25 protein-coding genes are annotated in these 26,918 nt (G+C 67.2%); 12 read left to right on the top strand and 13 right to left on the bottom strand.

Going from position 1 to position 26,918, the window contains the following annotated elements:
• The first annotated feature begins 18 nt into the window (after positions 1-18).
• The 3 genes from DM480_RS15225 to DM480_RS15215 are packed head-to-tail and all read left to right on the top strand — an operon-like array spanning position 19 to position 4,308.
• The gene (locus DM480_RS15225) at positions 19-1,218 is read left to right on the top strand and encodes an HlyD family secretion protein (protein WP_115380366.1); all 1,200 of its coding nucleotides are present in this window, start codon (positions 19-21) and stop codon (positions 1,216-1,218) included.
• 1 nt (position 1,219) lies between these two features.
• Positions 1,220-2,782, top strand: coding sequence for an MDR family MFS transporter (locus DM480_RS15220; RefSeq protein ID WP_115380364.1), 1,563 nt, complete (start codon positions 1,220-1,222; stop codon positions 2,780-2,782).
• Positions 2,782-4,308: an efflux transporter outer membrane subunit gene (locus tag DM480_RS15215; RefSeq protein WP_115380362.1), complete on the top strand. Its 1,527-nt coding sequence runs from the start codon at positions 2,782-2,784 to the stop codon at positions 4,306-4,308. Before DM480_RS15220 ends, DM480_RS15215 begins: the two co-directional genes overlap by 1 nt.
• 344 nt (positions 4,309-4,652) lie before the next feature.
• Here the strand turns inward: DM480_RS15215 and rplI are convergent, their stop codons facing one another.
• From rplI to DM480_RS15195, 4 genes are all read right to left on the bottom strand, one after another.
• The gene (gene rplI / locus DM480_RS15210; RefSeq protein WP_115380360.1) at positions 4,653-5,243 is read right to left on the bottom strand and encodes a 50S ribosomal protein L9; all 591 of its coding nucleotides are present in this window, start codon (positions 5,241-5,243) and stop codon (positions 4,653-4,655) included.
• A gap of 11 nt (positions 5,244-5,254) precedes the next feature.
• The gene (gene rpsR / locus DM480_RS15205) at positions 5,255-5,479 is read right to left on the bottom strand and encodes a 30S ribosomal protein S18 (RefSeq protein WP_007403456.1); all 225 of its coding nucleotides are present in this window, start codon (positions 5,477-5,479) and stop codon (positions 5,255-5,257) included.
• Positions 5,479-5,922 carry a 30S ribosomal protein S6 gene (rpsF, locus tag DM480_RS15200; RefSeq protein ID WP_115380358.1) on the bottom strand — a complete coding sequence of 148 codons (444 nt, stop codon included), beginning with the start codon at positions 5,920-5,922 and terminating at the stop codon, positions 5,479-5,481. The genes rpsR and rpsF overlap by 1 nt, the downstream gene beginning before the upstream one ends.
• A 168-nt stretch (positions 5,923-6,090) precedes the next feature.
• On the bottom strand, positions 6,091-6,420 hold the full coding sequence (locus DM480_RS15195) for an RcnB family protein (protein ID WP_115380356.1): 330 nt from the start codon (positions 6,418-6,420) through the stop codon (positions 6,091-6,093).
• Between the two features lie 197 nt (positions 6,421-6,617).
• On the opposite strand from DM480_RS15195, the gene fabD reads away from it, so the two are divergent.
• The 6 genes from fabD to DM480_RS15165 all read left to right on the top strand — a co-directional run bounded on the left by fabD (position 6,618) and on the right by DM480_RS15165 (position 12,799).
• Positions 6,618-7,577 (top strand): ACP S-malonyltransferase, encoded by a 960-nt coding sequence (gene fabD, locus DM480_RS15190; protein ID WP_115380354.1) that lies wholly within the window; start codon positions 6,618-6,620, stop codon positions 7,575-7,577.
• Between the two features lie 11 nt (positions 7,578-7,588).
• Positions 7,589-8,329, top strand: a complete 741-nt coding sequence (gene fabG / locus DM480_RS15185; protein WP_115381453.1) for a 3-oxoacyl-[acyl-carrier-protein] reductase — start codon at positions 7,589-7,591, stop codon at positions 8,327-8,329.
• A 154-nt stretch (positions 8,330-8,483) separates the two neighbouring features.
• Positions 8,484-8,720, top strand: coding sequence for an acyl carrier protein (locus DM480_RS15180; protein WP_017979028.1), 237 nt, complete (start codon positions 8,484-8,486; stop codon positions 8,718-8,720).
• A gap of 174 nt (positions 8,721-8,894) precedes the next feature.
• Complete coding sequence (fabF, locus tag DM480_RS15175; RefSeq protein WP_115380352.1) at positions 8,895-10,151, top strand: beta-ketoacyl-ACP synthase II; 1,257 nt, start codon at positions 8,895-8,897, stop codon at positions 10,149-10,151.
• 22 nt (positions 10,152-10,173) lie between these two features.
• On the top strand, positions 10,174-11,142 hold the full coding sequence (gene mltG, locus DM480_RS15170) for an endolytic transglycosylase MltG (protein WP_115381451.1): 969 nt from the start codon (positions 10,174-10,176) through the stop codon (positions 11,140-11,142).
• Between the two features lie 70 nt (positions 11,143-11,212).
• The gene (locus tag DM480_RS15165; protein WP_115380350.1) at positions 11,213-12,799 is read left to right on the top strand and encodes a DUF5597 domain-containing protein; all 1,587 of its coding nucleotides are present in this window, start codon (positions 11,213-11,215) and stop codon (positions 12,797-12,799) included.
• A gap of 334 nt (positions 12,800-13,133) precedes the next feature.
• Here the strand turns inward: DM480_RS15165 and eda are convergent, their stop codons facing one another.
• From eda to DM480_RS15125, 8 genes are all read right to left on the bottom strand, one after another.
• Positions 13,134-13,739, bottom strand: coding sequence for a bifunctional 4-hydroxy-2-oxoglutarate aldolase/2-dehydro-3-deoxy-phosphogluconate aldolase (gene eda, locus DM480_RS15160; RefSeq protein WP_115380348.1), 606 nt, complete (start codon positions 13,737-13,739; stop codon positions 13,134-13,136).
• 13 nt (positions 13,740-13,752) lie between these two features.
• The gene (gene glk / locus DM480_RS15155; RefSeq protein ID WP_115380346.1) at positions 13,753-14,724 is read right to left on the bottom strand and encodes a glucokinase; all 972 of its coding nucleotides are present in this window, start codon (positions 14,722-14,724) and stop codon (positions 13,753-13,755) included.
• Positions 14,725-14,852: 128 nt separating this feature from the next.
• Positions 14,853-16,664, bottom strand: coding sequence for a phosphogluconate dehydratase (gene edd, locus DM480_RS15150; protein ID WP_115380344.1), 1,812 nt, complete (start codon positions 16,662-16,664; stop codon positions 14,853-14,855).
• A 35-nt stretch (positions 16,665-16,699) separates the two neighbouring features.
• Entirely contained in the window at positions 16,700-17,404 is a 705-nt protein-coding gene (gene pgl / locus DM480_RS15145) for a 6-phosphogluconolactonase (protein WP_115380342.1), read from the bottom strand.
• A gap of 142 nt (positions 17,405-17,546) precedes the next feature.
• The gene (gene zwf / locus DM480_RS15140) at positions 17,547-19,010 is read right to left on the bottom strand and encodes a glucose-6-phosphate dehydrogenase (protein ID WP_115380340.1); all 1,464 of its coding nucleotides are present in this window, start codon (positions 19,008-19,010) and stop codon (positions 17,547-17,549) included.
• A gap of 7 nt (positions 19,011-19,017) precedes the next feature.
• Positions 19,018-19,959, bottom strand: coding sequence for an N-acetyl-gamma-glutamyl-phosphate reductase (argC, locus tag DM480_RS15135; RefSeq protein ID WP_115380338.1), 942 nt, complete (start codon positions 19,957-19,959; stop codon positions 19,018-19,020).
• Positions 19,956-20,348, bottom strand: coding sequence for a hypothetical protein (locus DM480_RS18580; protein WP_232834038.1), 393 nt, complete (start codon positions 20,346-20,348; stop codon positions 19,956-19,958). The genes argC and DM480_RS18580 overlap by 4 nt, the downstream gene beginning before the upstream one ends.
• The gene (locus tag DM480_RS15125) at positions 20,263-20,604 is read right to left on the bottom strand and encodes a MarR family transcriptional regulator (protein WP_115380334.1); all 342 of its coding nucleotides are present in this window, start codon (positions 20,602-20,604) and stop codon (positions 20,263-20,265) included. The genes DM480_RS18580 and DM480_RS15125 overlap by 86 nt, the downstream gene beginning before the upstream one ends.
• Before the next feature lie 280 nt (positions 20,605-20,884).
• Between DM480_RS15125 and secG the strand changes: the two genes are divergently transcribed.
• Both secG and DM480_RS15115 read left to right on the top strand, forming a co-directional pair.
• Positions 20,885-21,265 carry a preprotein translocase subunit SecG gene (gene secG, locus DM480_RS15120; RefSeq protein ID WP_115380332.1) on the top strand — a complete coding sequence of 127 codons (381 nt, stop codon included), beginning with the start codon at positions 20,885-20,887 and terminating at the stop codon, positions 21,263-21,265.
• An 89-nt stretch (positions 21,266-21,354) separates the two neighbouring features.
• A complete protein-coding gene (locus tag DM480_RS15115) occupies positions 21,355-22,989 on the top strand; it encodes a CTP synthase (protein ID WP_115380330.1) in 1,635 nt (544 codons plus the stop codon).
• Positions 22,990-23,342: 353 nt separating this feature from the next.
• Here the strand turns inward: DM480_RS15115 and DM480_RS15110 are convergent, their stop codons facing one another.
• Complete coding sequence (locus tag DM480_RS15110) at positions 23,343-23,810, bottom strand: Hsp20 family protein (RefSeq protein WP_115381449.1); 468 nt, start codon at positions 23,808-23,810, stop codon at positions 23,343-23,345.
• 254 nt (positions 23,811-24,064) lie between these two features.
• On the opposite strand from DM480_RS15110, the gene DM480_RS15105 reads away from it, so the two are divergent.
• The gene (locus DM480_RS15105) at positions 24,065-26,551 is read left to right on the top strand and encodes a TonB-dependent receptor (RefSeq protein WP_115380328.1); all 2,487 of its coding nucleotides are present in this window, start codon (positions 24,065-24,067) and stop codon (positions 26,549-26,551) included.
• Positions 26,552-26,918 lie beyond the last annotated feature (367 nt).

Raw genomic sequence — 26,918 nt, 5'->3', positions numbered from 1 at the left:
CAACGGATGGCTTTACCGATGAGCGATACGCCGCATGCGGACACGGACGAGGCAGCCCGGGCAAATGCCGACACGCAAGGCCCCGCCGATGCGCAGGAGGCGGCGGACGCCAAGCCAACGAAGCGGCTGAGCCCGCGCGCGAAGCTGATCCTGCTCGTCCTGCTGGCGGCGGTCGTGGTGCTGAGCGTGCTGTGGTACCTCCGCTACGAAAGCCACGGCAAGTTCATGCAGGATACGAACGACGCCACGATCCAGGCGGATGCGGTGACGGTCGCGCCCAAGGTCAGCGGCTATGTCGCGGACGTGCTGGTCGGCGATAACCAGGATGTGAAGGCGGGGCAGCCGCTCGTCCGGATCGACGCGCGCAGCTATCGCGCACAGGCGGCGCAGGCAGAGGCGCAGGTCGCGCAGGCACGGGCGACGTCGGACGCCGCGCGTGCGTCGATCAATGAACAATATGCAACGATCGCGCAGGCGCAGGCGCAGCTGGACGCGGCGCGTACCAAGGCGGCGCACGATGCCGGCGAAGTGGCGCGCTACCGCCCGCTGGCCGCGGCGGGGGCGGAGACGCCCGAGCAGCTGTCGCAATTGGAACTCGCCGCGCGCCAGTCCGCCGATTCGGTGCGCGTGCAGGCCGCAGCGCTGGCGATGCAGCGCCGTCGCATCGCCGCCTTCGAGGCGCAGGTGAAGCAGGGGCAGGCGCAGGCCGAGGGCGCGCGGGCGCAGCTTGCGGCGGTCAACGTCGACGTCGGCTCGACGCTGATCCGCGCCGCGATCGACGGGCGTATCGGCGACAAGTCGGTGACGGTCGGCCAGTTCGTCCAGGCTGGGACCCGGCTGATGTCGGTCGTGCCGCTGTCGAAGCTGTACGTCACCGCCAATTTCAAGGAGACGCAGCTCGCCCTCATGCGCCCCGGCCAGCCGGCGACGATAAAGGTGGATGCGCTCGACGGCGTCGAACTGCGCGGTCACGTCGAAAGCGTATCGCCGGGAACGGGCGCGCAATTCTCGCTGATCCCGCCGCAGAACGCGACCGGCAACTTCACCAAGATCGTCCAGCGCGTGCCGGTCCGCGTCGCGATCGAGGCGAGCCCGGATGCGCGCCGCCTGCTGGTGCCCGGCCTGTCCGTAACCGTCACCGTCGACACGAGCGGCGCGAAAGGACAGCTGGAGCCGCTGCGCGACCAGCAGAAGCAGCTCGACGAAAAGGGCCGCTGAGGTGGCCAGCGCGGCCGCACCGGCCGGCACCGCCTCGCCCGCGCCGGCGGGTGGCGTTCAGAAGGCGGATCTGTCAGCATGGCTAGCTGTCGCGGCGGGAACGCTCGGCGCGCTGATGGCGACGCTCGACATCTCGATCGTCAATTCCGCGCTGCCGACGATCCAGGGCGAGATCGGCGCGAGCGGGACGGAGGGGACGTGGGTCGCCACCGCCTATCTCGTCGCGGAGATCGTCATCATCCCGATGGCGGCATGGCTGGAGCGGTTGCTCGGGCTGCGCACCTTTCTGCTGATCGCGGCGGGGCTGTTCACCGGCTTTTCGATGATCTGCGGCACCGCGACGTCGCTGACCGCGATGATCATCGGCCGCGTCGGGCAGGGCTTCACCGGGGGCGCGATGATCCCGACTGCGCAAACCATCATCGCGACGCGCCTGCCGCGCAGCCAGCAGCCGATCGGTATCGCCGCCTTCGGCGTCACCGCGATCATGGGGCCGGTGATCGGCCCGCTGATCGGCGGCTGGCTGACCGAGAATATCAGCTGGCACTACAGCTTCTTCATCAACCTGCCGATCTGTGCCGCGCTGGTCGTGCTGCTGCTCGTCGGTCTGCCACACCAGAAGAGCCATCTCGACCGGCTGGGCGAGGCGGACTGGCTGGGCATCGCGGGCCTCGCGCTCGGTCTCGGTGGGCTCACGGTCTTCCTGGAAGAGGGGCAGCGCGAACAATGGTTTTCGTCAGGGCTGATCCGGTTGATGGCGCTGGTGGCGGTGACGGGGTTCGCGCTGCTCTTCGCCGGCCAGATCACCGCGAAGCGGCCGGTCATCAAGCTGAAGCTGCTGCTCGACCGGCAATTCGGCGCGGTCGCCTTGATGGGCATGGTGCTCGGCATCGTGCTCTACGGCACCTCCTACGCGATCCCGCAGTTCCTGGCGTCGATCGCCGATTATAATGCGCTGCAATCGGGCAAGGTCGTGCTGCTGTCGGGCATCCCCAGCCTGTTCATGATGGCGATCGTGCCGATCCTGCTCAAACGGATCGACATTCGCCTCGCGGTCGGCGCGGGGCTGTGCATCATGGGCACCGCCGCGCTGATGGACGCGAATCTTACGATCACGTCGGACGGAAGCGACTTCACCGCGTCGCAGCTGCTGCGCGGCGTGGGCCAGATTTTGGGTATGCTGTTCCTCAGCCAGGCGTGCGTGCGGTCCGTGCCGCCGCAGGAGGCGGGCGATGCGTCGGGCCTGTTCAATTCGGTGCGCAATCTGGGCGGCAGCTTCGCGCTGGCGGGCATTTCCATCCTGCAGGACACGCGCATGTGGTTCCATTCACGCCGGATCGAGGAGACGATCAACGCCAATTCCATCGCGGTGCAGGATTACGTGCACCGGATGGGCGGCCCCGGGTCGATCCCGCTGATCGAGCGTCAGATCCAGGGTCAGGCATTGGTGATGACCTACAACGACATCTTCTGGATCATGGGCGTCGGCACGTTCCTGGTGCTGCCGCTGATCCTGTTCCTCCGCCCCTTGCCGAAGGACGCCGCACCCGCGGCGATGCATTGATGCGACAGACGCTTCCCCTTCTTTCCCTCGCGATGCTCGCGGGCTGCACCGTCGGCCCCGATTACAAGGGACCGCCCGCGGTCGCCTCCGACGCCGTCGGCCGGGGGACGTTCGTGCGCGCCGGCGATCCTGCGCTGACCCGGACGCCCGGCGTCGCGCGCTGGTGGGAGACGCTGGGCGATCCGACGCTGACCGCCTTGGTCGACGACGCGCTGGCGCACAGCCCGACGATCGATGCGGCGCAGGCGCGGATCCGCGCGGCCGAAGCACAGCTGCGGGCACAGCGCGCCGCCGGGCTGCCCAGCGTCAGCGCGAGCGCGACCTATCTGCATGCGCAACTGCCCGATGTGAGCCTCGGTGGCGGAAGCGGAAATGGCGGCGGTAGTTCAGGGGGACAGGCGCAGAGCCTGTCGAGCCTCGATTTCTTCAACCTCGGCGGCACCGCATCCTGGGAGCCGGATTTGTTCGGCAGCGCGCGGCGGGGCACGGAGCAGGCGCGCGCCACCGTAGGTCAGCGATTTGCCGATCTCGCCGATGCGCAGGTCAGCCTGTCGGCGCAGGTCGCGCAGGCCTATGTCGCGCTGCGCGACGTGCAGGCGCGCGCGCGGCTCAATGCGCGGTCGACCGCCTTGCAGCGACAGGCGCTCGCGCTGCAGCGCCAGCGGCTGGCGGCGGGCACCGCGTCGCAGTTGCAGGTCGATCGCCTGCAGCAGCAGCTGGAAAGTACCGATGCGCAGAATATCCCGCTCGCTGCGCAGATCGACGAATACAAAGGCCAGCTCGCGATCCTGACCGGGCGGACGCCCGGTGCGCTCGATGCGACGCTCGCGACCGACGTGCCGGTGCCGCTGCCCCCGCGCGAGGTGCCGATCGGCGATCCCGCCGCGCTGATCGCGCATCGGCCCGACGTGCGCGCGGCGGAGCGGGCGCTTGCGGCGAGCAACGCGCAGATCGGAATCAACGTCGCCAAGACCTTGCCCGCGGTGAAATTCCTCGGCCTGTTCGGGCTGGGGGGTACGAGCATCGCCGACGTCGTCGATCCGGGAAAGTTCACCGCGCTGCTCACGCCGATGCTGAGCTGGAACGTCCTCGATTTCGGCCGCGCACGAGCCGGCGTGCGGCAGGCGGAGGCACAACGCGACGCCGCAGACGCGCAATATCGCGAGACGGTGCTGGAGGCGTTGCAGGATGCCGAGACGTCGCTCTCGCGGTTCGGCAACATCCGGCTGCAACTCGCGCAGCTGGCCCGCGCGGAGGCGAGCGCGACGCGCGCGGCGCGACTGAACGACCTGCGCGTGCAGGCGGGTACGTCGACGCTGATCGACCAGCTCGACATCGAGCGCCAGCGCCTGTCCGCCGTGATCGCCGTTGCGCAAGGTACGGCGCAACTGACCGGCAGCTATATCGCCGTCCAGAAGGCTTTGGGGTTGGGGTGGAGCGATGCGGCAGAGACGGGGCGTCCGGGCGGGCTCGCGACGGATCGGGGCGGCACGGCGGCGCGTACCGGAACGGGACGGTCTGGCTGAATTCCGTTCAGGCTATTGAAACCTTTTGCCTCGCGAACCATTTAGATTTCAGATGGAAACGGATTTTCGGTCATGAAACAGATCGTCCCTCTGCTGCTCGCGCTCATTCCCTTGGCGGCGGTCGTCAGCGCCTGCGTCACCTGCCCGTAAGGGGCGGCAGCCGGCCCGGTCAGGGCAACCCTGGAACAGCGAAAAGGCCGTCCGATCGTCATGATCGGGCGGCCTTTTCCTTGCCGCATGTCCCATCGTTGCGAAATCACGCCGGCGGGCGGCACGGCGGATACGAAAAAGCCGCCCGGTCGCGGGGACCGGACGGCTCTTTTCTGGCCGAAGCGGCGAGGGGATCAACCCTCGGCCTGCTCCTCCGACTGCACTTCGGCGGTCGCGCCCGGCTCGGCGTTGGGATCGTAATCCTCGGTGAAGCCGGCCTCGTCCCGCTCGAACATCTGCGCCATGACGTCGACGCCCTGCGCCTGCATCTCGGCCTCTTCCGGCGACCGGGCGACGTTGACCTTGACGGTCACCGACACTTCCGGGTGCAGCGCGACGCGCACGTCGTAGACGCCGATCGACTTGATCGGCTTGTCGAGAACGACCTGGCTCTTGGTCACCTTGTGGCCGGCGGCGTCGAGCGCCTCGACCAGATCGCGCACCGCGACCGAGCCGTACAGTTGGCCGGTGTTCGACGCCTGACGGATCAGCGTGACCTGCGCGTCCTTGAATGCGCCGGCATCCTTTTCCGCATCTGTACGCCGCGACGCATTGTCGGCCTCGATGCGGGCGCGGTTCGCCTCGAACACCTTGCGGTTGGCTTCGTTGGCGCGCAGCGCCTTCTTGTTCGGCAGCAGGAAGTTGCGGGCGAAACCGTCCTTCACCTTCACCACGTCGCCGATGGCGCCGAGCTTCTCGACGCGCTCCAGCAGAATAACGTCCATGGGCTCGCTCCTTACTTCACGACGTAGGGCAGCAGGCCCAGATGGCGGGCGCGCTTGATCGCCTGGGCGAGCTCGCGCTGCTTCTTGGCGCTCACCGAGGTGATGCGCGACGGGACGATCTTGCCACGCTCAGACACGAAGCCTTGGAGCAGACGGACGTCCTTATAGTCGATCCGCGGCGCATCCTTGGCGCTGAACGGGCACGACTTGCGGCGGCGGAAAAACGGGCGAGCCATTATGCGGCCTCCTCTTCACGGTCACGACGGGGGCCACGATCGGGACGATCGCCGCGCCCTTCACCACGCGGTGCGCCGTCACGGCCACCCTCACGGTCGCTGCGACGCTCACGGTCGCGCTCCTGCTTGCGCATCATTACGGTCGGGCCCTGCTCATGCTCGTCGACGCGGACGGTCATGTAGCGGATCACGTCTTCGTTGATCTGCGTCTGGCGCTCCAGCTCGGCGACCACCGAACCCGGTGCGTCGATCTCGAGCATCACGTAATGCGCCTTGCGGTTCTTCGCGATGCGATAGGCGAGGCTGCGCAGGCCCCAGGTCTCGGTCTTGACGACCTTGCCGCCATTGTCTTCGATGATCTTCGTGGCGGTTTCCGCCAGCGCGTCCACCTGCGCCTGTGCCAGATCCTGGCGCGCAAGGAACGTGTGCTCGTACAGAGCCATGCCTTGTCCTTCGTTGGCCGATCGCTGACGCATGCCCCATGCAGCGCCCCTCCGGCTGTCGTCCATGCAATCGGGGCGGCGGGCAAACGCCCACCGCCCCGTTTCCATCCGCCGCCCTTAGCATGGGTGGGCCGAAAGGCAAGCCTTATACCTTACCGGAAAAGGCGTTTACCGGAAGAGTCCGGGCCGCACCTCGACGATCGTGCCGTTCGGGCGGACGAGCAGCGCATCGCGGCCCGAGCGCACCCAGTACAGGCCGCGCGCCGGCGCGCGCAGGCGATAGGTGCGGTATTCGTCGATCCGGCGATAGTTGGGCGCATAGCGGCGGTCGAACCGCTGGCCGGTGCGCCACGTCCGCGTCGTCACCACGGTGGTGCCGTTCGGACGCTCGCGGACGGTCGTCACCTCGCGCTGCTGCGGGGCGGCTTCGGCCGCGGTCGCCAGCATCGGGGTGGCGACCAGCGTCGCGGCGAGCGTGCTCAGGATCAGCTTCTTCATGGTTTCATACTCCCGTCAAAAACCGGCGCCGGCAGTGCGGCGTCGACAGGCAAGATGGGTATGGTTTGTCGCATACCTCTCCCGCACGAACCGCAAAACGGTCGCAACGTGTCGCAACTCCGACAGGTTCGTTCAGGTTGCACGAGGACCGCTGCGGTCCTAGGGGCGCCCACCAGAGTCTATGAGGAGAGCGCGTGATGCGGGCATTCATCTTTCCGGGCCAGGGCAGCCAGGCGGTCGGTATGGGCAAGGCGCTTGCCGATGCCAGCCCGGTCGCGCGCGAAGTGTTCGGCGAGGTGGACGAGGCGCTGGGCCAACATCTCTTCCGCTTGATGATCGATGGGCCGGCGGACGAGCTGACGCTCACCCAAAATGCGCAGCCGGCGATCATGGCCAATGCGATAGCGACGCTGCGCGTGCTGGAGCGCGAAGGCAATGTCCGCCTCGCCGACAAGGCCGATTTCGTCGCAGGGCACAGCCTTGGTGAATATAGCGCGCTGTGCGCGGCGCAGGCGTTCGATCTGTCGACGACCGCGCACCTGCTGAAGCTGCGCGGCCTGGCCATGCAGGCCGCGGTGCCGGTGGGCGAGGGGGCGATGGCCGCGCTGCTCGGTGCGGACCTCGACAAGGCGCATGCGATCGCCGCCGCCGCGGTCGAGGCGGTCGCCGCCGACACGGGCCAGACGCTGGTCTGCACGGTCGCCAACGACAATGATCCGAGCCAGGTCGTCCTCTCGGGCCACCGCGCGCCCGTCGAGCGCGCGGTCGCGCTGGCGAAAGACATGGGCGCGAAGCGCGGCGTGCTGCTGCCCGTGTCCGCGCCTTTCCACTGCCCGCTGATGCAGCCCGCCGCCGACGCCATGGCCGCCGCACTCACCGACGCGCACGTCGCCGCGCCCCTCGTGCCCGTCTATGCCAATGTTCACGCCGCCCCGATCGCGGCGCCGGACGCGATCCGCACCGCGCTGGTCGATCAGGTGACGGGCATGGTCCGCTGGCGCGAATCGGTGCTGGCGATGGTCGAGGCCGGCGTCACCCAGTTCGTCGAATTCGGCGGCAAGGTGCTCAGCCCCATGGTCAAGCGCATCGCCCCCGACGCGGAAGCGATCAGTGTCGTGACGATGGACGACGTCGAAGCGCTTCTCGCGAAGATTTGAAAGGTAGCATGATGTTCGATCTTACTGGCATGACCGCGCTGGTTACCGGCGCATCGGGCGGCATCGGGTCCGCGATCGCCAATGGGCTGGCGGCGCAGGGTGCGCGGCTTGCCGTGTCGGGCAGCAACGCCGACAAGCTGGAGACGTTTCGCGCGTCGCTGGGCGGCGATCACGTCGCCTTGCCGTGCAATCTGTCTGACGGCGCCGCGGTCGACGCGCTGGTGCCGCAGGCGGTCGAGGCGCTGGGCGGGAAGCTCGACATCCTCGTCAACAATGCGGGCGTGACGCGCGACAACCTCGCGATGCGGATGAAAGACGACGAATGGGATCAGGTGATCCGCGTCAATCTGGAAGCCGCCTTCCGCCTGATCCGCGCGGCGGCTAAGCCGATGATGAAGGCGCGCTTCGGCCGCATCGTGTCGATCACCTCGGTCGTCGGCCAGACCGGCAATCCCGGCCAGGCGAACTATGCCGCGTCCAAGGCGGGCCTGGTCGGCATGTCGAAGGCGCTGGCGCAGGAATTGGCGAGCCGCAACATCACCGTGAACTGCGTCGCGCCGGGCTTCATCCGTTCGGCGATGACCGACGTGCTGCCGGACGCGCAGAAGAGCGCGCTGCTCGGCCGCATCCCGGCGGGCGACCTGGGCACGGGCGAGGATATCGCCGCCGCAGTCGTCTACCTCGCCAGCCGTGAGGCGGGCTACGTCACCGGCCAGACGTTGCACGTCAACGGCGGCATGGCGATGGTGTGAAGATCGGCAGGGAGGCTCGGGCGGGGGCATCCAACCCCTTGATCGCACGGACTGTCCTTGGCCACCCTTAACAGACGCTTGCCAGCCGCACGGCCCCGTTCTACGGGCGGTTCGTCATTTTTAGAAACACCCCCAACGTGAAGAGGGAATACACATGAGCGAGACCGCCGACCGCGTGAAGAAGATCGTCGTCGAGCATCTCGGCGTCGAAGCCGACAAGGTGACCGAGGACGCGAGCTTCATCGACGATCTCGGTGCCGACAGCCTCGACATCGTCGAGCTCGTCATGGCGTTCGAGGAAGAGTTCGGTGTCGAGATTCCGGACGACGCCGCCGAGAAGATCACGACCGTCAAGGACGCGATCACCTACATCGACGAGCACAAGGCGTAAGGCCTGTCGCCCGATCGATCGCATCGGGCCGGAACTAAGCGGCTCCCCGTCCCCGGCTAGAGGGCGGGGAGCCGTTTTGCGTTTGGTGAAGTTGCCGTCCCGCCGCCAGGCGGGACCACCCCAAGGCGGGGGATGCCGGTAGAGGCCGGCAGGGCGCCTGAGAGGAAGAAGAGCATGCGTCGCGTCGTCGTCACCGGTCTTGGCCTCGTCACCCCGCTGGGGGCGGACGTCGAGACCGCATGGGCCAATCTGATCGCGGGCAAGTCCGGCGCGGGACCGATCACGCGCTTCGATACCACGGGGCAGAAGTGCACCATCGCGTGCGAGGTGAAGCCCAAGGATCACGAATACGGCTTCGATCCCGACAAGCGCGTCGACCACAAGGTGCAGCGCCAGGTCGATCCGTTCATCGTCTATGGCATCGATGCCGCCGGACAGGCGCTGGAAGACGCGGGCCTCACCGAGATGGACGAGGCGACGAAGCTGCGCGCGGGCGTGTCGATCGGATCGGGCATCGGCGGCCTGCCGGGGATCGAGATCGAATCGGTCAACCTGCACGAGCGCGGCCCCGGCCGCGTCAGCCCGCACTTCGTCCACGGACGCCTCATCAACCTGATCTCGGGTCAGGTGAGCATCAAATATGGCCTGATGGGCCCGAACCACGCCGTCGTCACCGCCTGTTCGACCGGCGCGCATTCGATCGGCGATGCGGCGCGGATGATCCGCGACGACGATGCCGACATCATGCTGGCGGGCGGTGCGGAAAGCACGATCAATCCGCTCGGCGTCGCCGGCTTCGCGCAGGCGCGCGCGCTCAACATGAGCATGAACGATCGCCCGACGGAGGCGAGCCGCCCCTATGACAAGGACCGCGACGGCTTCGTCATGGGCGAGGGTGCGGGCGTCGTCGTGCTCGAGGAGTATGAGCACGCCAAGGCGCGTGGCGCCAAGATCTATGCCGAGGTCGTCGGCTATGGCCTGTCGGGGGATGCCTATCACGTCACCGCGCCGCATCCCGAGGGCAAGGGCGCCGAGCTCGCGATGCGCATGGCGCTGCGCAAGGCGGGGATGGAGCCGTCGGACATCGGTTACATCAACGCGCACGGCACCTCGACCATGGCGGACACGATCGAGCTCGCCGCGGCGAAGCGCGTGTTCGGCGACGATCTGTCGGGCGCGTCGATGTCGAGCACCAAGTCGGCGATCGGGCATCTGCTCGGCGGCGCGGGTGCGGTGGAGAGCATCTTCTGCATCCTGGCGCTCCGCGACCAGATCGTGCCGCCGACGCTGAACCTGCACAACCCCGACGAGGGGACCGAGGGTGTCGACCTGGTGCCGCTGACGGCGAAGAAGCGCGAGGTGAAGGCGGTGCTGAACAATTCGTTCGGCTTTGGCGGCACCAACGCGTCGCTGGTGATGAAGGCGATCTGATCCGCACTGCGGGGAGATGAACGTGCGCAAGGTCGGCTGTGTCGGTTTGCTGGTCGCCCTGGTGGCGATCGTCGCTGCCTTCTGGGTGGTGCACGGCTGGGGCGGCAGCGGCCCGGCGCCGCGCACGCTGACGGTGCAGGTGGCGGAGGGCAGCACGCTCGCCGGCGCCGCGCGCGAACTGGAACGGGCCGGCGCGATCCCCTCGGCGCGCCGCTTCCGATTGCTCGCGCGTCTGTTCGGCTCCGACGAAGCGATCAAGGCGGGCGAATATCGCATCCCCGCGCATACCAGCCAGGCCGACATCCTGAAGATGTTGCAGGGCGGCAAGGTCTTCCAGCGGCTCGTCGTCGTGCCGGAAGGCTATCCGTCCGTGCTCGTCCACGATGCCTTGATGAAGGCGGACGGGCTGACCGGTGCGGTCGCGGTGCCGGCGGAAGGATCGGTATTGCCCGACAGCTACGCCTTCCAGCGCGGCGACACGCGCGTATCGGTCGTGGCGCGGATGCAAAAGGCGATGCGCGATTATCTCAAGGCCGCCTGGGCGAAGCGCAAACCGGGGATCGCGGTGTCGACGCCCGAGCAGGCGATCATCCTCGCCTCGATCGTCGAGAAGGAAACCGGCAAGCCCGCCGAGCGGCGCATGGTGGCGGCGGTCTATGGCAATCGCCTGCGCGCGGGGATGCCGCTGCAGGCCGATCCCACCGTCATCTACCCGATCACCAGGGGGCGACCGCTCGGCCGGCGCATCCTCCGCTCGGAACTGCACGCCAAGAACGGCTACAACACCTATGCCGAAACCGGGCTGCCGGTGGGGCCGATCGCCAATCCGGGGCGCGCGTCGATCGATGCGGTGCTCGATCCCGCGCAGTCTAGGGCGCTGTATTTCGTCGCTGACGGCACCGGCGGCCATGTGTTCGCGGACACGCTTGCTGAGCACAATGCCAACGTGCAGAAATGGTATGCCATCCGCCGCGCACGCGGCGAGATGTAGCGCGGCGTCAGGGGCTCGCGCGACCGTGCGGCACGGTTGACGGCAGCGCCTCACCATATAGTATACGATCATGTTGTTCCGACGGATGATCGCCGCGACCCTGTCGCTCTCGCTCCTCGCTCCCGCTGCGATCGCGGCGGAGGAGATGCCGCGCGTCGAGTGGCGCGACGGGCGCATGATGCTGCGCGTCGACGGCAAGCCGTTCCTGATCCTCGCCGCGCAGCTGCATAATTCGAGCGCATGGCCCGCGCATCTCGACCGCGCCTGGGCGGGCGCCACCGCGATGGCGGCGAACACGATCGAGGCACCCGTCTATTGGGAGCAGTTCGAGCCGACGCGGGGCCGTTACGACACGAGCAATGTCGACGCCCTGATCGCGCAGGCGCGCAAGACCGACAAGCGCCTGATCCTGCTGTGGTTCGGCACCTGGAAGAACGGCCAGAACCATTATGCGCCCGATTGGATACGCAGCGACGCCGTCACCTATCCGCGGATGATTGACGCGCGCGGCGAGCCGATCGACGTGCTGTCGCCGCACGCACCCGCCAATCTGGCGGCGGATCGCGCAGCGTTCACCGCGCTGATGCGACACCTGCGCAGCGTCGATGGCGATCGCCATAGCGTGATCGCGGTGCAGGTGGAGAACGAGCCCGGCGCGATCGGATCGGTGCGCGACCATGGCGCGGCGGCGGAGCGAGCGTTTGCCGGGGCGGTTCCGGCCGATCTCGTCGCCAAGCTAGGCCGCAAGCCCGGCGACTGGCGCACGGTGTTCGGCCCCGATGCGGAGGAGGCGTTCGGCGCCTATGCGACCGCGCGCTACATTGATCAGGTCGCCGCGGCGGGGAAGGCGGTCAATCCGCTGCCCGTTTATGTGAACACCTGGCTGCGCTACAAGGACAAGAAATATCCCGGCATCGATTATCCCAGCGGCGGCGCCGTCTGGACGATGCTCGGCCTGTGGAAGGCCGCGGCGCCCGCCGTCGATTTCATCGGCACCGACATCTACACCGACGATGCGGGCGAGTATCGCAAGGTGCTCGACCAATATGCGCGCGCCGACAATCCGTCCTGGGTGTCCGAAACGGGCTTCGACGCTAAGACCGCGCCCTATCTGTTCTACGTCCTCCAGCGCGGCGGCGTCGGCTTTTCCGTGTTCGGCGTCGATGCCGACCCGGTGACCCCGGCGGCGGAAGCCGCGACCGCGGCGCACCGCGCCAATTTCGCGCTGCTCGATCCCGTCCGCGACGTCGTCGCACAAGCGGCGTTCGACAAGCGCCTGTATGCCGCGGTCGAGGAGCCCGGCCGCGCCAAGCAGGTGCTGCCGCTCGCCGACGGATGGGAAGCGCAACTGAGCTTCGGGCCGCCGCCATGGGGCGACACGCCGGGGATCCTCGCCAATTCGCCCGCGCAATCGGGCCGAGCGATGATGATCGCGACGGGGCCGGACCAGTGGCTGGTCAGCGGGATCGACGTGCGCATCGAGCTGGCCCGGACAGTCAAGGACGGCCGCCACGGCCAGCTGCTGCGCGTCGAGGAGGGCGAGATGCGCGGCGGCGTCTGGCACGCGACGCGCTGGCTGAACGGCGACGAGACGGACTATGGCCTGAACTTCGGGCCCACGCCGAAACTGCTGCGAGTTACGACGGGACGGTATTGAGCCGCTCGATCGTCACCGCCTTCCCAAGCGGGTTGGGGATCGAGCGGCTATTCTCCCGGCTCGGATCATCATGACATCGGCCGGACCCGCCTTCGTCATTGCGAGCGCAGCGAAGCAATCCAGAGCCGGATCAGGACGCCCTGGATTGCTTCGCTGCGCTCGCAATGACGGCGCTGGTTCAACGCGATGTCATGACGCTTTGGAGCCTGGTCCAGTCAAGCTGAACCGCGCTCCTGCGCACGCAGGAGCCCAAGGTTGCAAGCGTCGCCCCTGTGGCTCTGGGGTCCTGCGTACGCACGAGCGCGACTGCGGTTCAGCGCTGCCGGATTCAGCGCTAGCGGCGCAGGGCGCTTGCCGCGCGGGCCTTGGCCTCGACCTCCGCCATCGTGCCGCCCGTCACCCAGCTGCCGCCGACGCAGAGCACCGGCGCGAACGCCAGCCAGTCGGGCGCGCTCGCCTCGGTGATCCCGCCCGTCGGACAGAAGCGGCATTGGTAGAAGGGCGCGGCGAGCGCCTTCAGCGCCTTCAGCCCGCCGCTGGTTTCGGCGGGGAAGAACTTGAAGTGGGTGAGGCCGAGATCGAGCCCGCGCATGATGTCGCCCGCGGTCGCAGTGCCGGGCAGATAGGCGACGCCCGCATCGAGGATGGGCTTGGCCAGCCGCTCGGTCAGACCGGGGGAGACGATGAATTCGACGCCCGCATCGATGACGTCGCGCGCCTGCGCCTCGTTGACCACCGTGCCCGCGCCGACGATCGCGCCGGGTACGCGCTTCATCTCCGCAATCGCCTCCATCGCCGCGCCCGTGCGCAGCGTCACTTCCAGGACGCGCAGACCCCCGGCGACGAGCGCCTCGGCGAGCGGCCTTGCGGTCGCGGCGTCGTCGATAACGAGCACAGGGATGACGGCGCTGGTCTGCATGATGGTGGCGATGTCGGTCATGGCGAAAACGTCCTTATTGGCCGGTATGCTGTTGTGCGAAGGCGGCGGCGGCGCCGAACAGGCCCGGCTGGGGATGGGTGATGAGCTTGACCGGGATGCCGGCCATCATCGACTGGAAGCGGCCCTTGGCGACGAAGCGCTGGTCGAAGCCGGAGCGGATCAATTTGTCCTTGATCCTGAGGCCGAGCCCGCCGGCGATGACCACACCCTTCGCGCCATGCGCCAGCGCGAGGTCGCCGGCGACCGCGCCGAGCGACAGACAGAAGCGGTCGAGCGCGGCGAGCGCGATCGAATCGGTGCCGTCGAGCGCCTCGGTCCAGATCGTCTTGTCGTCGCGGCTGGGCACGGTGCGCGCCTCCATCTCCGCCAGCGTCTCGTAGATCGCGACGATGCCGGGACCCGAGCAGATTCGCTCCGCCGACACGCGCGTATAGGCGCGACGCAGACGGCGGACGATCGCATCCTCGATCGCGTCGAGCGGCGCGAAGTCCATATGGCCGCCCTCCGTCGCGAGCACGTGGTAGGTCGCGGGCGTCTTGAACACCTGCGCGACGCCCAGCCCGGTGCCGGGGCCGCAGACGGTCGTGATGCCATCGGTCGGGATCGGCGTGTCGGGGCCGCACAGGTGGACGAAATGCTCGTGCGGCAGCTGCGCGACGGCGTGGCCGACCGCGCCGAAATCGTTGATGACGGTATAGAGGTCCGCGCCCAGCCGCTCGGGGATCAGCGACGGGCGGATCACCCAGGGGTTGTTGGTCAGCCGGATGACGTCGCCGGTGATCGGCGAGGCGACGGAGATCGCCGCGGCCTTGGGCAAGGGGCCGTCATGCTGCGCCGCGAACGCCTGCCACGCGGTCTGCAGGCTGGCGTGGTCCGCGGTCTTCTGCGTCACGGGCTCGCCCAGGCTGACGACGCGGCCGCCCTCGACCTCCGCGATCGCAAAGCGGGCGTGTGTGCCCCCAATGTCTACGGCAACGATCTGCATTCATCCCTCCATTTATCGTTATGCACCCTCACCCTTCCGGCGCTTCGCGCCTCCGTCCCTCTCCCGTTGGGAGAGGCAAGGAGCCCATCGCCGACCGGCGACGGGAAGAGTGAGGGTGATCGTGCTCGTTAAAGCCCCGCCGCCGCCAGCATCGGCGACGCGCCGCGCTCCGCCTCGTCGGCGAAGGTGCGGAACATCGCGAACAGTTCGCGGCCCATCCCTTCCGCCGGGGGCGGTGCCTCGGCGAGCGGGCGCGCGTCCCATTCGGCGGCGTCGACCAACGCCTCCAGCGTCCCCGCCTCGGCATCCAGCCGGATCAGGTCGCCGTCGCGGACCTTGCCGATCGCGCCGTTGCCCAGCGCCTCCGGCGAGCAATGGATCGCGCACGGCACCTTGCCACTCGCGCCCGACATGCGGCCGTCGGTCAACATCGCGACCTTGAACCCGCGATTCTGCAGCACGCCGAGCGGGGGGGTAAGCTTGTGGAGTTCCGGCATGCCGTTCGCGCGCGGTCCCTGGAAGCGGACGACGACGACGACGTCCTGCTCCAGTTCGCCCGCCTTGAACGCGGCCAGAACCTGGTTCTGGTCGGTGAAGACGCGTGCGGGCGCCTCGATCACCCAGCGCGACCGGTCGACCGCGGAAACCTTGATGCACGCGCGGCCGATATTGCCGGTCAGGATGCGCATGCCGCCATCGGCGGAGAAAGGCGCGGTCACGGGGCGCAGGATCGTATCGTCGCCGCTGTCGCCGACCGGCTCCCAGGCGAGCGCATCCTCCTTCATAACCGGCCGCTCGGCGTAGGCGGACAGATCGCCGCCGCCGATCGTCGGAATGTCGCCATGCAGCAGCCCGGCGGACAGCAGCTCGCGGATCACGAATGGCATGCCGCCCGCCGCCTCGAAGCCGTTCACGTCCGCCGATCCGTTCGGATAGACGCGCGCGATCAGCGGCACGGCCTGGCTGAGGCGATCGAAATCCTCCCAATCGATGACGATCCCCGCCGCGCGCGCGATGGCGGGCAGGTGCATCAGATGGTTGGTCGATCCGCCGGTGGCGAGCAGGCCAACCGCGGCGTTCACCACTGCGCGCTCGTCGACGCAATGCCCCAGCGGGCGATAGTCGTCGCCGCGCCAGCCGAGCCCGGCAAGCCGGTGCACGGCGGCGCGCGTCAGTTCCTGGCGCAGCTTGGTCTGCGGCTGGACGAAGGCGGCGCCGGGCATGTGCAGGCCCATCACCTCCATCATCATCTGGTTGGTGTTGGCGGTGCCGTAGAAGGTGCACGTGCCCTTGCCGTGATAGGCCTGGATCTCGGTATCGAGCAGCTCGTCGCGCGTCGCCTCGCCGGTCGCATAGCGTTCGCGCACCGCCGCCTTGGCCTTGTTGGCGATGCCGGTCGGCATCGGGCCGCCGGGGATCAGAACCATCGGCAGGTGACCGAAGCGCAGCGCCCCCATCAGCAGGCCGGGCACGATCTTATCGCAGATGCCGAGCAGCGCCGCGCCCTCGAACGTGCCATGCGACAGCGCGATCGCGGTGCTGAGCGCGATCGTGTCGCGGCTGAACAGCGACAGCTCCATGCCGGCATAGCCCTGCGTCACGCCGTCGCACATCGCCGGCACGCCGCCCGCGACCTGGGCGGTCGCGCCGACCTCTCGCGCCCAGACCTTCATCAGCTCCGGATAGCGGTAATAGACCGCATGCGCGGACAGCATGTCGTTGTAGGCGGTGACGATGCCGATGTTCATGCCCGCGTCGGCGCGCATCGCATCGCGATCCTCGGCGGTGCCCGCATAGGCGTGCGCGAGGTTGGCGCAGCCCAGCTGCGGGCGGCGCACGCCATTCTCGCGCTTGCGCTCGATCAGCGCGAGATAGGCGGAACGACTGGGCCGGGATCGTTCGATGATCCGGTCGGTGACGGCGGAGACGGCGGGATTCATGGGGAGGAAATCCGTCCGATAGGGTGGGGCGCCGGTCAGGGCGCCCAGTGGATGTCGACGGGCAGCTCGACGTCGGCGAGCACCCGGCCGATGGGATAGGGCGATGACGGCCCTTGGTCGATGGCCTTTTCGATGACGTCGCGCTTCGCCTGGCCGGTCACCGCGATCATCAGCGCCCGTGCGCTGGCGATGGCGGCGCGCGACAGCGTGACCCGGGCGACGGGCGCCTCGGGCGGCAGCGGGTCGGGCATTACGCCCAGCATCCGCCGCTCCTTGGGGCCGTTCAGCGCCTCGTCGAAGTCGGGGCCGGGGAATATCGAGGCGGTGTGGCCGTCGCCGCCCACGCCGAGCAGGCAGAGGTCGAGCGGCCAGTGCAGATCCTGCATCAGCGCGTCGGCGGAGCGGCCCGCGGCCTTATAGTCCTCGGTCTGCTTGGGCACGATCGGGATGACGCGCGCACCCTTGGGGATGAACAGCTTTCCGAGTTGCGTGACGTTGGACAGCGGGTCGCCGAGCGGCACGATCCGCTCGTCGCCGGGCACGATCGTCACCCGCTTCCAGTCGAGCTTCGCCTTGCTGAGCTTTTCATAAGCGGGGAAAGGCGTCTTACCCCCCGCCAGCGCGATCACCGCGGAGCCGCGAGCGTCGATCGCGCTCTCGATGACGAACTGGATGTCGCCGGCGATCGCGTCGGCGAGCTCGCCCGCGTCGTCATATTCCCACCATTCGATTTCGGTCATGTCGTACTGCCTTACCAAAGACCGTCATCCCCGCGAAGGCGGGGACCCAGAACCCACGAAGTTGCGGTTCAATCGCACCGCACGCGCGTCTGGATTCCCGCCTTCGCGGGAATGACGAAGAAAATGACGTGAGCGTTTTGCCTCAATCGTCCTGCCAGGTCACGCCGTCGCGCTCGGTCAGCGCGATCGCGCCCGCGGGGCCCCAGGTGCCGGCCGCATAATGCTTGGGCTTGGTCTGGTTCGCAGCCCAGCCGGCGCGGATCGCGTCGATCCACTTCCACTGCGCTTCCACTTCGTCGCGGCGGACGAACAGCGTCTGGTCGCCCTCGATCAGGTCGAGCAGCAGCCGCTCGTAGGCGATGCGTCGTCGCGCACCGGCGAATTCCGCGTCCAGGCTGAGGTTCAGGGGTACTTCGCGCAGGCGCAGGCCGTCGCGGTCGAGCCCCGGTTCCTTGGTCATCACCAACAGCTGGATATATTCTTCCGGCTGCAGGCGGATGATGAGCGTGTTGGGCTGAAGCAGCCCGCCGCGGCCCGAAAACATCGAATGCGGCACCGGCTTGAACTGGATCGCGATCTCGCTGCGCCGCTTCGCCATGCGCTTGCCGGTCCGCAGGTAGAAGGGCACGCCCTGCCAGCGCCAATTGTCGATATGCGCCTTGATCGCGACGAACGTCTCGACGTCGCTGTCGTAGCCGAGTTCGTCGTCGTAACCCTTGACGACCTTGCCGCCGACCGCGCCCTCTTCATACTGGCCGGTGACGGTGCAGGCCTGCACCTCCTCCGGCTTGATCTGGCGCATCGAGCGGAAGACCTTCGCCTTCTCGTCCCGGATCGCCGTGCCGTCGTATAGCGCGGGGGGCTCCATCGCGACGAGCGCGACAAGCTGTAGCATATGGTTGGCCACCATGTCGCGCAAAGCGCCCGCGCCCTCGTAATAGCCCGCGCGATCCTCCAGCCCCACCGTCTCGGCGATCGTGATCTGGACGTTGTCGATCCCCTGCGCGTTCCAGATCGGCTCGAACATCGAATTGCCGAAGCGCAGCGCCAGGATGTTCTGCACCGTCTCCTTGCCCAGATAATGGTCGATGCGGAAGATACGGTCTTCGGGAAAGGCGCGCGCGACCGTGTCGTTGATCTCGATCGACGAGGCAAGGTCGTAGCCGAGCGGCTTTTCGAGTGCGATGCGCACCGTCGATCCGGTTAGCCCGACCTTCTCCAGTCCCTCCACAGCCGATTCGAACAGCGACGGCGCGGTCGACAGATAGATGGCGAGGCCGCCCGAAATGTCGCCGATCTTGTCGGCGAGCGGCTGGAAGCTGTTGGGGTCGGACAGGTCGGCCGGCTGGAACTGGATACGTTCCATGAACGTGCCGAGCGCGCTTTCGTCCTTGCGATCGGCGGGCAGAAACTCGTCGAGCGCTTTCTTTACGAGATCGCGATAACCCTTGTCGTCCATGTCGCCGCGCGCGGAGCCGGTGATCGTCAGATCCTTCGGCAACAGCCCGTCGGCGTGCAGCCCATATAACGAAGGCAGCAGCATCCGCTTGGCGAGATCGCCGGTGGCACCGAACAGCAGGAGCTTGGCGACGGGGTTGCGCGGCATGCGGTAGCTACTCCTTGGGAGGAAGGACGAGGCCGGCGAGCGGGTCGAGCCCGGCCATGATATTGAGGTTCTGGACCGCGGCGCCGCCAGCGCCCTTGCCCAGATTGTCGAGCGTCGCGACGAGACGCAACTGCCCGGTTTCGGCGTTGCCGCACACGCGCAGCGTCATCGCGTCGGTGCCGGCATGTTCCTCGATCGCGATCGCGGCGACATCGCCCGGCGCGACGGTGACGAGCGGCGTGTCGGCATAGGCCTCGTGCAGGACGGTCTCGACATTGGCGAGCGTCGGCTTGCCCGGCAGATGCGCGAGGGGCAGGGGCACCTCGCCCAGCATCCCGCGCAGCAGCCGCGCCACCGCGGGGGCGAAGATCGGCGGTTGCGCAAGGCCGGCATGCGCCCGCATCTCGGGCAAATGCTTGTGCGCGACACCCATTGCGTAGGGGCGGAAGGCGGTGTCCGTGCCGCCTTCCTCGAATTCGGCGATCATGCCCTTGCCGCCGCCGGAATAGCCCGAGACGGCATTGAAGCTCAGCGGCCAGTCGGAGGGGATCAGGCCGGCGCGGACCAGCGGGCGTACCAGGCCGAGAAACGCGGTGGGGTAGCAACCCGGATTGGCGACGAAACGCGCCGCCGCAATCCGTGCGGCCTGATCGGGCTCCAGCTCCGCAAAGCCATAGGTCCAGCCTTCGGCGACGCGATGCGCGGTCGACGCGTCGATGACGCGCGTGCGTGCGTTGCGGATCAACGCGATCGCCTCGCGCGCCGCGTCGTCGGGCAGGCACAGGATCGCGATATCGGCATCATTCAGCGCTTCGGCGCGGGCGGCGGCGTCCTTGCGCCGGTCTTCCGCCAGCGTGGCCACCGTCAGGTCGTCGCGTGCGCCCAGCCGTTCGCGGATGTCGAGGCCGGTCGTGCCGACCGCACCATCGATGAAAACGGTGACGGTCATATGCACGCGTCCAGCTTCGTCCGGTCGACATAGCCGACGAGGCCGAGGTCGGGTGCGCGGCCCCAGGCATGGTCCCCCGCCAGTTCGAGCACGTCGAACATCGCGCCGGCGGCGAGTTCGCCGATCGGCTCGCGGCGTGTGCGGTCGCCGAACACCGTCATGCGTTCACGCGCCCGCGTGGGCAGAGCAGCGGCATAATGGGGCGCGAATACCTGATCGGCCAGGCGAACGTCGGCCAGATCGCCACGCACGGCATGGGTCCGCGGGTCGAGAACGATCGAGCGGCCGGTGAGCTTGAACGCCTTACGCGCCGACGCCGGCGGCGTGGAGGGCGCCGCCGCGGCGGGCTGGCGATCCGGTGTCGCCGAGGAAATGCCCGAACTCTTCAAGAAACTCTGCCCCTTCGGAAGTACGCGCGACGAAGATGTTGCGCTTGTCGCTATCGTCGCGTTGCCGGCGCAGATAGCCGAGCGCGCCCAATCTGTTCAAGGCGCGCGTGACGACGGGCTTCGAGACGTTTAGCGCACGCGCCAGGCCCCTCACCGTATGCGGGCCCGGATTGAGGTAGACCAGCAGCAACAGCGCCATCTGGCGATTGGTGAGATCCGGTTCGCCGGACCGGACGTAGTCGACCAGGGCGGTCATCCACGTCGACAAGGACTGAACAGCTGTTCCCACGTGCAAATACCCGTATCTGCGCCGTTTTCGGGCGTCGTTTCGCGGTCATAACGCCGCGGCATGCCGCAGGTTTCCGCAGAAAATTAACGAAATGCGCCGCTAGCGCGCCGTCGCGGGCGTGGTTTCCCCGCTGTCCGGGACCAACGGGGCGTGGAGCCATGGCGGCGATTGCCGCGCGGCGCGGGCGGTTGATCCTCCCGCCCATCCCGCCTATGTGCGCGCCTTCACCGACAATTCGGGTTTCTAGATGTTCACCTTCCTCCTCGTCGTCCATGCCATCATCGCCGCTGCGCTTGTGACGGTGATCCTGATGCAGCGGTCGGAAGGTGGCGGTCTGGGCATGGGCGGCAGCCCGTCGGGCCTGATGTCGGCGCGCGGCGCGGCGGATTTCCTAACGCGGATGACGTCGATCCTCGCAACCGCGTTCGTCGTCATGTCGATCGCGCTCGCCTTCCTCGCGGCGAGCCGCCAGACGCAGACGATCGATACATCGCTCGCGCGCACGATCCCGGCGCCGAAGCAGGATGCGGTACCCAACGCACCCGCCGATGCCGCCGCGGTCCCCGCGAACGGCATCGCACCCGCGACCGCCCCCGTCGATAACGGCGCGGTTCCGCTCGCCCGCTAAATCCGGTTCGCGGTTCGCCGCATAAACGCGCGTCCGTGTGGCGCGCGCTCTTGTCGTTTGCCCCCCATCCAAGCTAGGCGTTCGTTCCCATGGCGCGGTATATCTTCATCACCGGCGGCGTGGTTTCGTCGCTCGGCAAAGGCCTCATGGCGGCCTCTCTCGCAGCTCTGCTCCAGGCGCGCGGCTATCGCGTCCGGATCCGCAAGTTCGATCCCTATCTCAACGTCGATCCAGGCACGATGAGCCCGTATCAGCACGGCGAGGTCTATGTGACCGACGACGGCGCGGAAACCGACCTCGACCTTGGCCACTACGAACGCTTCACCGGCGTGGCCAGCCGCCAGTCGGATAACGTGACGTCGGGCCGCATCTACAAGACGATCATCGAGCGCGAGCGGCGCGGCGATTACTTGGGCGCGACGGTGCAGGTGATCCCGCACGTCACCGATGCGATCAAGGCGTTCGCGCGCGCCGAGACGGACGACCTCGACTTCGTCCTGTGCGAGATCGGCGGCACCGTCGGCGATATCGAATCGCTGCCCTTCATCGAGTCGATTCGCCAGCTGAAGAACGAAGTCGGCCGCGGCAACGCGATCAGCATCCATGTCACGCTCGTGCCGTACATCGCGGCGGCGGGCGAACTGAAGACCAAGCCGACGCAGCATTCGGTGCGCGAACTCGCCGCGCTCGGCGTCCAGCCCGATGTGCTGGTATGCCGCTGCGAAAAGCCGCTGCCGCCGTCCGACCGGGCGAAGATCGCTTTGTTCTGCAACGTGCCCGAAAGCGCGGTGATTCCGGCGCTCGACGCCAAGAGCATCTATGCGGTGCCGCTGCAATATCACGGCGAGGGGCTCGATTCGGAGGTGCTGCGCGCCTTCGGCATCACGCCCTCGTCCGCGCCGGATCTGTCCCGCTGGACGGAGATCGTAGATCGCCTGACCAATCCCGAGGGCGAGGTGACGATCGGCGTCGTCGGTAAATATGTCGGGCTGCAGGACGCCTACAAATCGCTCAACGAGGCGCTGGTCCACGGTGGCATTGCCAATCGGGTCAAGGTCAACGTCCGCTGGATCGATGCCGAACTGTTCGAGAATGACGCGGACGAGATCATCCCGCAGCTCGAGCCGTGCGACGCGATCCTCGTCCCCGGCGCGTTCGGCGAGCGCGGTGCGGAGGGCAAGATCAAGTCGGTGAAGTTCGCGCGCGAACGCGAGATACCGTACTTCGGTATCTGCTTCGGCATGCAGATGGCGTGCATCGAGGGCGCGCGCGACCTGGCCGGCATCGCCGCAGCCTCGTCGACCGAGTTCGGCCCGACCGAAGAGCCCGTCGTCGGCCTGATCACCGAATGGATGGGCCGTGACGGGCTGGAAAAGCGCGAGGTATCGGGCGACCTCGGCGGTACGATGCGTCTTGGCGCCTATGAAGCGGCGCTCGCGGGCAATTCGGTCGTGGCGTCGATCTATGGCGACACGACGATCCACGAGCGGCATCGCCACCGGTACGAGGTCAACACCCATTACAAGGACGCGCTGGAGAAGGGCGGCCTGGTGTTCAGTGGCATGTCGCCCGACGGCACACTGCCCGAGATCGTCGAGCGGCCCGACCATCCGTGGTTCGTCGCGGTGCAGTTCCACCCGGAACTGAAAAGCAAGCCCTTCGACCCGCATCCGCTGTTCGCGAGCTTCATCGCCGCGGCGGTCAAGCAAAGCCGGCTGGTCTAAGGCGTGCCGCAGGTTTGCCGGCGCTCGCCCGGCAAGCAAACCGATACCGACCGCCCGATACCGACCGCGTCATATATCTCCCCGGCGAAGGCCGGGGCCCAGCCTGGCGACGCTGTTGGTTTGACGCGATAACCCGCTTGCTGGAGCACCCCAACAAGACCCCCGCCTTCGCCGGGGAGGGCGCAACGGGTCGATCGCGCGTTTCGCCATTCACGCGCCCGCAGCGTGTATCGACGCGGCTGGCTGTGCCCGTTTCCAGATACGCCCAATCCAAAGAAAAAGGCGCCCGGACCCGTCGGCCCGGACGCCCCTACGACGTCTGGAAAAGGGAGCAACAGACGCCGATCCGGTTATCAGGCGGCCTTGGCTTCGTCCGCCTTGTTCTCGACCGCGGCGAGCGGCGCGCCCGTCTTGATCGCGATGCTCTTCGGCTTCATCGCTTCCGGCACCTCGCGGACCAGATCGACGACGAGCAGACCGTCATTCAGACGGGCGTCCTCGACGAAGACGAAGTCGGCGAGTTCGAAGCGGCGCTCGAAGCTGCGGTTCGCGATGCCGACATGCAGGAAGTTGGCGTTGCCGCCCTTGTCGTCCTTCTTGCCGGTGACGAGCAACAGGTTCTGCTGCGCGGTAATCTCGATCTCGTCGCGGCTGAAACCGGCCACCGCCAGCGTGATGCGATACCGGTCGTCGGCAATACGCTCGAGATTGAACGGGGGATAATTCTCTGCCGCATTGCTGCGGGCATTGGCCTCCAGCAGGTCGAACAGTCGGTCGAAGCCGATGGTCGAGCGGCGATACGGGGTCAGATCGAGTCGCATGGTCAAATCCTCCAATGGAAGCGAATTGAACGAGCCGGCATCCACGTGTGTGCGATGCCGCTGCACGACCCGTTTGGCATCGTGCAGCGCGGATTTGGGGTGCGTTCCGGACATTTCAAGGGTCGCTAAGCCGTTGATAAGGCGATTATCATCACGGAGCGTGAAGCTCCGCTTCGTCGCGCCCAAGCACCAGCCGTGTTGATCCTCCACCGGAATGATGGACTTTCCGTCAAAAGGTTCAGGGGACGACAAGAATGACGCTCACGCTCGCGCTGCTGCTTGCCGGCCAGGTTGCCGCTTCGCCATCGGAGCCGTCCGCTCCGCCTTCGCCCGCGCAGGAAGCCGAGGCGGCACAGGCCAAGCCGGCGCCGCAGACGCAAAGCGGCGACATCGTGGTGACCGCCCGCCGTCGCGCCGAATCGGTGCAGCGCGTGCCGATCGCCATGTCGGTGATCGGTGGAGCGGATATCGACAAGACCGGTGCCTTCAACGTCAACCGGCTGCAGCAACAGCAGCCGTCGCTGCAATTCTTCTCGAGCAACCCGCGCAATTCCGCGATCAACATCCGCGGGCTGGGCGCACCGTTCGGCCTGACCAACGACGGTATCGAGCAGGGCGTCGGCTTCTACGTCGACGGGGTCTATATCGGCCGGATCGGCGCCTCCACCTTCGACTTCGTCGATGTCGAGCGCGTCGAGGTCCTGCGCGGCCCCCAGGGCACGCTCTATGGCAAGAACACGACCGCGGGCGCGCTCAACATCACCACCCGACCGCCGAGCTTCACGCCGGAGGCGCGCGTCGAACTGAGCGCGGGCAATTATCAGTTTGTCCAGGCCAAGGCGTCCGTCTCGGGCCCGCTGACCCAGACGGTCGCGATCCGGCTGTCGGCGTCGTCGACGCAGCGCGAAGGGACGATCCGCGACATCACGTCGGGCCGCGATCTCCATCGCCAGGACAATAACGGCCTGCGCGGTCAGCTACTGTGGAACGCCACCGATGCGCTGCATTTCACGCTGTCGGGCGATTATAACGTCCAGAACCCCTTATGCTGTGTGCAATATTACGCGCGGGTCGGCACGACGCAGCGGCCGATCGCACGCCAATATGCCGCCCTCGCTGCGTTGCTCGGCTATCGGCCGCCGAGCACCGATCCATTCGATCGGGTCACCGACCTCGACGCGGGGATCAATTCGCGGCAGGAGATCGGCGGCGTCTCCCTGGTCGGCGATTGGGATGTCGGTCCGGCGACACTGACATCGGTCAGTGCCTGGCGCTACTGGGACTGGCAGCCGCAGAACGACCGCGACTTCACCGGCCTGCCGATCACGACCGTGTCCCAGAACCCCTCGCAGCAGAAGCAGGTGTCGCAGGAACTGCGCCTGGCCTCGAACGGCAGCAACCGCCTCGACTATACGGTCGGCGCGTTCGTCTTCCATCAGGTGATCAACACGCAAGGGTCGCAGGTGCAGGGGCCAGCGGCGAGCCGGTTCCTGCTGTCGGGCAACGATGCGAACAACCCGAATGTGCTCAACGGTCTGACGTCGACCAACACGATCCGTTTCGACAACACCAGTTTTGCGATCTTCGGAAAGCTCAACTGGGCATTGACCGACGCGCTGCACATTCAGCCCGGCCTTCGCATCAACTACGATCGAAAATCCGGTTTCTACGAATCGATCGTGAGCATCCGCAACGCGCAATATGCCTTCACCGCGACCGCGGACAACGTCGCCGCGTTGCTCGCCGCGGCGCCGGCCGGGGCGGCGCGCACGACCTTCCAGAATCAGATCAACACGCTCGCGCCGCAACGATACAGTCCGCGGTTCAGCGCGTGGAACACGTCCGGCGACATCACTTTATCCTATGACGTCAGCGCCGATATCCATGCCTATGCGACCTATGCGCGCAGCTTCAAATCGGGCGGCATAAACCTGTCCGGCCTGCCGCTCAACGCGAACAGCACCGGCGTCGATCTCACCACGCAGACGGTGAAGCCGGAAAAGGTCAACAGTTACGAAATCGGCCTCAAGACCCAGTTCCTGGACCGCCGGCTGACGCTCAACCTTGCGGGCTACTGGACCGACGTGTTCGATTACCAGGCGACGGTGAACAACAATGCGATCAACGTCATCCGCGGCTATCTGGCCAATGCGGGTCAGGTCCGGTCGCGCGGATTCGAATTCGATACCAGCTACCGGCCGAGCCAGCGGTTGAGCCTCTATGCCAGCGGCGCCTTCACCGATGCGAAATACGTCCGCTTCACCAATGCGCCGTGCCCGCCCGAGCTGTCCGGCGGTACGGCTGCCGATGCGACGCACCCGCCGAGCCCGGCGGGGCAGGCCGGCACCGCCACGCAAGTATCCTACAGTCCCGCGCAATGCGACATTTCCGGTCAGCGGCTGCCCGGCATCTCCAAATGGGCCTTCTCGTTCGGGGGCGAATACAATCTGCCGGTCGGGGCGAAGGGCGGCGAAGCCTATGTGGGTTACGACGGCAGTTACCGTTCGCGCTTCTCGTCCAATCCGTCGCCATCGGCCTACACCTGGATCGAAGGCTATTCGCTTTCCAACGTGCGCGCCGGCTATCGCGAAGGGGGCATCAACGTCTTCGGTTGGGTCCGCAACGTCTTCGACCATCACTATTTCGAATTGCTGTCGACGCAGTCGGGAAATACGGGCCTTATCGTCGGTCAGCCTGGCGACCCGCGCACCTATGGCGTGACGCTGTCGACGCGCTTCTGACACCCGCGGCGGGTGCCGGCGCGCGTTATGATCCGGTTCAGGATCGATCGGCGATAAACGAAAAGCCGGGCAGGGGACGCGATTTGGAAGCTCCCGTCCTCTGCCCGGCTGATACGCCAACGCAGGCGTGTCGTCCCAACAGCAAACGCCCGGACCGTTGCCGATCCGGGCGCCTGCGTGACGAAAACTCGTCAGCCCCCTTTAGTTTTGCCGAGCGTCGCGCGTTTCGCTGCGCCGTCCCGGCAAGTTCCCCGAACCACGGCCGTTGCCTGTGTCTCAGATGAGTTTTTGCTAGGCTGCGTCACACTGTTTGTCACCGGCTATGTCGCGGCGTCGCGACGATTGCATCGACCCTGTGTCGAATCCG

The organism is Sphingomonas sp. FARSPH, assembly GCF_003355005.1.
Lineage (GTDB): Bacteria > Pseudomonadota > Alphaproteobacteria > Sphingomonadales > Sphingomonadaceae > Sphingomonas.
The sequence above is the reverse complement of the archived record's forward strand: the minus strand, read 5'-3'. Positions and strand labels throughout refer to the sequence as shown.

Bases quoted from the DNA above. Each gene is read 5' to 3' on its own strand.
- fabG (WP_115381453.1), top strand. From the start codon at position 7,589: ATGTTCGATCTTACTGGCATGACCGCGCTGGTTACCGGCGCATCGGGC.
- rplI (WP_115380360.1), bottom strand. From the start codon at position 5,243: ATGGACGTTATTCTGCTGGAGCGCGTCGAGAAGCTCGGCGCCATCGGC.
- DM480_RS15215 (WP_115380362.1), top strand. From the start codon at position 2,782: ATGCGACAGACGCTTCCCCTTCTTTCCCTCGCGATGCTCGCGGGCTGC.
- DM480_RS15105 (WP_115380328.1), top strand. From the start codon at position 24,065: ATGACGCTCACGCTCGCGCTGCTGCTTGCCGGCCAGGTTGCCGCTTCG.
- fabD (WP_115380354.1), top strand. From the start codon at position 6,618: ATGCGGGCATTCATCTTTCCGGGCCAGGGCAGCCAGGCGGTCGGTATG.
- DM480_RS15180 (WP_017979028.1), top strand. From the start codon at position 8,484: ATGAGCGAGACCGCCGACCGCGTGAAGAAGATCGTCGTCGAGCATCTC.
- glk (WP_115380346.1), bottom strand. From the start codon at position 14,724: ATGCAGATCGTTGCCGTAGACATTGGGGGCACACACGCCCGCTTTGCG.
- edd (WP_115380344.1), bottom strand. From the start codon at position 16,664: ATGAATCCCGCCGTCTCCGCCGTCACCGACCGGATCATCGAACGATCC.
- fabF (WP_115380352.1), top strand. From the start codon at position 8,895: ATGCGTCGCGTCGTCGTCACCGGTCTTGGCCTCGTCACCCCGCTGGGG.
- rpsR (WP_007403456.1), bottom strand. From the start codon at position 5,479: ATGGCTCGCCCGTTTTTCCGCCGCCGCAAGTCGTGCCCGTTCAGCGCC.
- DM480_RS15110 (WP_115381449.1), bottom strand. From the start codon at position 23,810: ATGCGACTCGATCTGACCCCGTATCGCCGCTCGACCATCGGCTTCGAC.
- pgl (WP_115380342.1), bottom strand. From the start codon at position 17,404: ATGACCGAAATCGAATGGTGGGAATATGACGACGCGGGCGAGCTCGCC.
- DM480_RS15225 (WP_115380366.1), top strand. From the start codon at position 19: ATGAGCGATACGCCGCATGCGGACACGGACGAGGCAGCCCGGGCAAAT.
- DM480_RS15115 (WP_115380330.1), top strand. From the start codon at position 21,355: ATGGCGCGGTATATCTTCATCACCGGCGGCGTGGTTTCGTCGCTCGGC.
- eda (WP_115380348.1), bottom strand. From the start codon at position 13,739: ATGACCGACATCGCCACCATCATGCAGACCAGCGCCGTCATCCCTGTG.
- zwf (WP_115380340.1), bottom strand. From the start codon at position 19,010: ATGCCGCGCAACCCCGTCGCCAAGCTCCTGCTGTTCGGTGCCACCGGC.
- DM480_RS15195 (WP_115380356.1), bottom strand. From the start codon at position 6,420: ATGAAGAAGCTGATCCTGAGCACGCTCGCCGCGACGCTGGTCGCCACC.
- argC (WP_115380338.1), bottom strand. From the start codon at position 19,959: ATGACCGTCACCGTTTTCATCGATGGTGCGGTCGGCACGACCGGCCTC.
- rpsF (WP_115380358.1), bottom strand. From the start codon at position 5,922: ATGGCTCTGTACGAGCACACGTTCCTTGCGCGCCAGGATCTGGCACAG.
- DM480_RS15165 (WP_115380350.1), top strand. From the start codon at position 11,213: ATGTTGTTCCGACGGATGATCGCCGCGACCCTGTCGCTCTCGCTCCTC.
- secG (WP_115380332.1), top strand. From the start codon at position 20,885: ATGTTCACCTTCCTCCTCGTCGTCCATGCCATCATCGCCGCTGCGCTT.
- DM480_RS15125 (WP_115380334.1), bottom strand. From the start codon at position 20,604: ATGACCGCCCTGGTCGACTACGTCCGGTCCGGCGAACCGGATCTCACC.